Origin of the sequence: Arthrobacter sp. HMWF013, assembly GCF_003061105.1 — a bacterium.
Lineage (GTDB): Bacteria > Actinomycetota > Actinomycetes > Actinomycetales > Micrococcaceae > Arthrobacter.
The window spans coordinates 1-5,485 of sequence record NZ_QAIQ01000093.1 but is presented as its reverse complement, the minus strand read 5'-3'; the positions used below and the strand labels follow the sequence as shown (position 1 = coordinate 5,485).

Genomic DNA, 5,485 nt, shown 5'->3' with positions numbered 1-5,485 from the left:
TGTCCATGGCGCGGCACGCGGGCGTGCCCTGGGATTCCCGACGGCCAACCTCGCCCACGAGGCGTCCGGCTTCATCCCCGCCGACGGCATCTACGCGGGCTGGCTGGTTGACCAGGCGGGAACGCGCTGGCCCGCTGCCATCTCGGTGGGCTCAAACCCCACGTTCGACGGCGTCAGCCGCCAGGTGGAAGCCCACGTGATCGACCGCCCGGAGGAATCCGTTGAGGACTTCGATCTGTACGGCCAGACAGTGATCGTGGAATTTGTACAGCGCCTGCGCGGCATGGTGGCATACCGTGGGCCTGAGGCGCTGGTTGAGCAGATGCGGCTGGATGTCATCCAGGCACACGATCTGCTGGTGCGGCGCTGACCTAAGCCTCCGCCACAGCCTCCGCCACGAAAAGAGTCCAGTGACCGTCCAAAAGAACACCAGGAAGCTGGACAAGGGCATCGTCCGCGACTTCAGCTCCCGGATGAGTTATGCGTCCTACCTGCAGCTGCCCACGCTCCTCAGCGCCCAGCAGCCGGTCAGCGAACCCGAGCACCACGATGAGCTCCTGTTCATCATCCAGCACCAGACCACCGAGCTGTGGCTCAAGCTCGTGCTTCACGAGCTCCGCAGCGCGGCCGCCTGGCTCCGCGCAGATGACCTTGGCTCGGCACTCAAGGGCATCGCCCGGGTCAAGCACATCCAGAAAACCCTGACGGAGCAGTGGTCCGTGCTGGCCACCCTGACGCCCACGGAATACTCACAGTTCCGCGGCTTCCTGGGCAATTCCTCCGGCTTCCAGTCCAGCCAGTACCGGGCGGTGGAGTTTGTCCTGGGTAACAAGAACCGCAAGATGCTTCCGGTGTTCGAATCCGATCCTGAAGCACACGCCATGCTGGAAGAACTGCTCAATGCCCCCAGCATCTACGACGAATTCCTTGCGTACCTGGCACGGCAGGGCTTCGAGGTGCCCGAATCAGTCCTGGAGCGCGACGTCACCCGGGCCCATGAGTTCTGCCCCGAACTGGTGCCGCTGTTCAAGCACATTTACGAGAACGCTTCCAGCAACTGGGGCGCCTACGAAGCGTGCGAGGAACTCGTAGACCTGGAGGACAACTTCCAGCTTTGGCGGTTCCGGCACCTGCGCACCGTCCAGCGCACCATCGGCATGAAATCCGGAACCGGCGGATCCAGTGGCGCCGCTTTCCTGCAGAAAGCCCTGGAACTCACCTTCTTCCCGGAACTTTTCGCGGTGCGGACGGAGATCGGCCAGTGAGCACACATGGTGGGCCTTTGACGGAAACGTACGACGACGGCGCGCTACTTGAGCGGGCAGCGCACCTTGATTTGAAGGACCCGCTGGCGCGCTGCCGCGAGCTCTACATCGGTACGGAGACCGATCTGTCCTATCTCGACGGAAACTCCCTGGGCCGCCCGCTGAAGCGGACCCTCACTGACATCAGCGCTTTCATCCAGGACGGCTGGGGCGGCCGGCTCATCCGCGGCTGGGACGAGGAATGGCTGGAGCTTCCGCAGGCCATCGGCGACCAGTTGGGCAGGGCGGTGCTCGGGGCGGCTCCCGGCCAGACCGTGATCGCCGATTCCACCACGGTGGTGCTGTACAAACTGATCCGGGCTGCTCTTGCCGCAGTCACCGACCCTGCCCGGACCGAGATCGTGCTGGATACGGAGAATTTCCCCACCGACCGCTACCTGGTGGAGGGGATCGCCCGCGAGGAAGGCCTCACCCTCACATGGATAGACGCGGATCCGGCCGCCGGGGTAACCCCTGAGCAGGTGAGGGAGGCAACCGGGCCGTCCACCGCCGTCGTACTTCTCTCCCACGTGGCGTACCGCTCAGGCTTCCTGGCGGATCTTCCGGCCATCACCGCGGTTGCGCACAGTGCAGGGGCGCTGGTGGTCTGGGACCTCTGCCACTCCGCCGGCTCGGTGGAAATCGACCTTGACGCCGCGGACGTGGATTTCGCTGCCGGCTGCACGTACAAGTACCTCAACGGAGGCCCGGGCTCGCCTGCCTTTGCCTACATCAACAGCCGGCACCTGCCCTCGCTTCGGCAGCCGATCTGGGGCTGGATGGGCCGCAAGGACGCCTTTGAGATGGCCGCAGGGTACGAACCGGCGGCCGGAATCAGGGGTTTCCTGAGCGGCACGCCGGCCATTTTCGGAATGCTCGCCATGCGCGGGACGCTGGATCTCATCGAAGAGACCGGCATGGCAGCCGTCCGGGCGAAATCCCTGGACCTTACCGCCTACGCTGTGGACCTGTTTGAAGCGTGGCTCGAGCCCCTGGACGTGCAGTTGTCTTCACCGCGTGACCCGGACCGGCGGGGGAGCCACATCACCTTGGACCATCCGGCGTTCCGCAACGTGACTGCTGCGCTCTGGGAACAGGACGTCATTCCGGATTTCCGGGCACCTCAGGGAATCCGCATCGGCCTGTCGCCGCTGAGCACCGGCTTTGCCGAACTGTACCGCGGCATGGCAGCCGTCCGGGACCTGCTGCGCCGCTGAAAGCGTCCATGACTGTTCCCTCAGCGTCCGGGGGCTGATGACCGAAGCGTCGCTGTTTGGTCAATGCCGCGGCTGTTTCGACAAGATTGCAGCGCTGACGGTAAACTGAACGATGGATCCGGCTGCAGTCCGTGGCGGCTGGTTCCTGCCATGTATGGCGAACCCCTGGTTTTCCGGGGATTCCTGCGCTGGCAGACCCGGCAGTGAATTACTGATTCGGGCCTCACGGCACATCTCTAGGAGTTATTGTGGCACTTGACGCCGCTGTAAAGCAGTCCATCATCAAGGAATACGCAACAGGCGAAGGCGACACCGGTTCGCCCGAGGTCCAGGTTGCAGTCCTTACCCAGCGGATCAAGGATCTGACTGAGCACATGAAGGAGCACAAGCACGATTACCACACCCAGCGCGGTCTGCTGGCCATGGTTGGTCGTCGCAAGCGCATGCTCACCTACCTCAAGAACACAGACATCGCCCGCTACCGTGCGCTCATCGAGCGCCTCGGCCTGCGTCGCTAGTCTGATTTAGGGGCGGCCCTTTCCCACGTGGAACGGGCCGCCTTCTTCAGAAAAAACTAAACAGGAGGATCAACCGCATCACGCATTCGCGGTCCTCGGTAGTGATCCCCGGGAACGGCTTCGAAGACTGAAGCCCCTGGCCCGTGGGTCTCGATCGATGACCGGGTGCAGTGCAGGCCAGTAGACAGATGCTGGCCTGGGTTGATGCGGCTGGACTCCGTGAAACAAGAAACGGAGGTGACTCTCTTGGAGGGTCCCGAAATCCAGTTCTCAGAAGCAGTCATTGATAATGGCCGCTTTGGCAAGCGTGTAATCCGCTTCGAAACCGGCCGCCTTGCCAAGCAGGCAGCCGGCGCAGCCATGGTGTACATCGACGAAGACACCGCGCTGCTGTCCGCAACCACCGCCGGCAAGCACCCGCGTGAAGGTTTCGACTTCTTCCCGCTCACGGTGGACGTTGAAGAGCGTATGTACGCCGCCGGCCGCATCCCGGGTTCGTTCTTCCGCCGTGAAGGCCGCCCGTCCACCGAGGCCATCCTGGCCTGCCGCCTGATGGACCGCCCGCTGCGTCCGGCGTTCGTGAAGGGCCTCCGCAACGAGGTCCAGATCGTCGTGACTGTCCTGGCGATCAACCCCGACGAGCTCTACGACGTGGTGGCCATCAACGCCTCCTCCATGTCCACCCAGCTTTCCGGCCTCCCGTTCTCCGGCCCGATCGGCGGCGTCCGCGTTGCCCTCGTAGCCGACGAGCAGGGTTCACAGTGGGTTGCTTTCCCCAAGCACTCCCAGCTGGAGAACTCCGTGTTCAACATGGTCGTAGCCGGCCGCGTTGCCGGTGACGACGTCGCCATCATGATGGTCGAAGCTGAAGCGACCGACAACTCCTGGAACCTCATCAAGGAACAGGGCGCCACCGCCCCCACCGAAGAGGTTGTCTCCGAGGGCCTCGAGGCTGCCAAGCCGTTCATCAAGGCACTGTGCGACGCCCAGGCTGACCTGGCCGCCCGCGCTGCCAAGCCCACGGTCGAGTTCCCGGTCTTCCTGGACTACCAGGATGACGTCTACGCCGCTGTCGAGTCCGCTGCCGCTGAGAAGCTGGCTGCCGTCTTCCAGATCGCTGACAAGCAGGACCGCGACGTCGCAACGGATTCGCTCAAGGACGAAGTCACTTCTTCCCTCGCCGGCCAGTTCGAAGGCCGCGACAAGGAACTGTCCGCAGCATTCCGCTCGGTCACCAAGCAGGTTGTGCGCCAGCGCATCCTCAAGGACCAGATCCGCATCGACGGCCGTGGCCTGACGGACATCCGCCAGCTCACCGCCGAGGTTGAGGTTCTGCCCCGCGTACACGGTTCGGCCATCTTCGAGCGCGGCGAAACCCAGATCCTGGGCGTCACCACGCTGAACATGCTCAAGATGGAACAGCAGATCGACTCGCTGTCACCCGTCACGCGCAAGCGCTACATGCACAACTACAACTTCCCGCCGTACTCCACCGGTGAGACCGGCCGCGTGGGCTCGCCCAAGCGCCGCGAAATCGGCCACGGCGCCCTGGCAGAACGTGCACTCGTGCCCGTACTGCCCTCCCGCGAGGAATTCCCGTACGCCATCCGCCAGGTGTCTGAGGCTCTCAGCTCCAACGGTTCGACGTCGATGGGTTCCGTCTGCGCCTCCACCCTGTCGATGCTGAACGCCGGTGTGCCCCTGAAGGCCGCCGTCGCCGGTATCGCCATGGGCCTGGTCTCCGACCAGGTTGACGGGCAGACCCGCTATGCAGCCCTGACCGATATCCTCGGCGCCGAAGATGCCTTCGGTGACATGGACTTCAAGGTCGCCGGTACCTCCGAGTTCGTCACGGCCATCCAGCTGGACACCAAGCTCGACGGTATCCCCGCCTCTGTGCTGGCAGCAGCACTGAAGCAGGCCCGCGAAGCCCGCCTGCACATCCTGGATGTCATCAACTCCGCGATCGACACGCCGGACGAGCTCTCCGAGTTCGCGCCGCGCGTCATCGCGGTCAAGATCCCGGTTGACAAGATCGGCGAGGTCATTGGGCCCAAGGGCAAGATGATCAACCAGATCCAGGAAGACACCGGCGCCGACATCTCCATCGAGGACGACGGCACGGTCTACATTGGCGCCACCAACGGTCCGTCTGCCGACGCAGCACGCTCCGCGATCAACGCCATTGCGAACCCGCAGGTTCCGGAAATCGGCGAGCGTTACCTGGGTACGGTCGTCAAGACCACCACCTTCGGTGCCTTCATTTCCCTCACCCCGGGCAAGGACGGCCTGCTGCACATCTCCGAGCTGCGCAAGATCGCCGGTGGCAAGCGCGTGGACAACGTTGATGACGTTGTTTCCGTCGGCCAGAAGATCCAGGTGGAAATCACCAAGATCGACGACCGCGGAAAGCTGTCCCTTTCCCCCGTAGTGGCTGAAGAGGAAG

The 5,485-nt window shown here is 63.7% G+C and carries 5 protein-coding genes; all 5 read left to right on the top strand.

The genetic code is table 11. The annotated features are described in order from the left end of the window. The coding region (locus DBR22_RS04335) for a riboflavin kinase (RefSeq protein ID WP_181365020.1) at positions 1–370 on the top strand (370 nt) is incomplete at its 5' end. 40 nt (positions 371–410) lie between these two features. Continuing rightward, positions 411–1,265: a tryptophan 2,3-dioxygenase gene (gene kynA, locus DBR22_RS04330; RefSeq protein WP_108597945.1), complete on the top strand. Its 855-nt coding sequence runs from the start codon at positions 411–413 to the stop codon at positions 1,263–1,265. Beyond that, positions 1,262–2,521 carry a kynureninase gene (gene kynU / locus DBR22_RS04325; protein ID WP_181365019.1) on the top strand — a complete coding sequence of 420 codons (1,260 nt, stop codon included), beginning with the start codon at positions 1,262–1,264 and terminating at the stop codon, positions 2,519–2,521. The genes kynA and kynU overlap by 4 nt, the downstream gene beginning before the upstream one ends. 248 nt (positions 2,522–2,769) lie before the next feature. Beyond that, positions 2,770–3,039, top strand: coding sequence for a 30S ribosomal protein S15 (gene rpsO, locus DBR22_RS04320; RefSeq protein ID WP_108597943.1), 270 nt, complete (start codon positions 2,770–2,772; stop codon positions 3,037–3,039). A 246-nt stretch (positions 3,040–3,285) separates the two neighbouring features. Beyond that, on the top strand, positions 3,286–5,485 hold a 2,200-nt coding region (locus DBR22_RS04315; protein ID WP_108597946.1), incomplete at its 3' end, for a polyribonucleotide nucleotidyltransferase.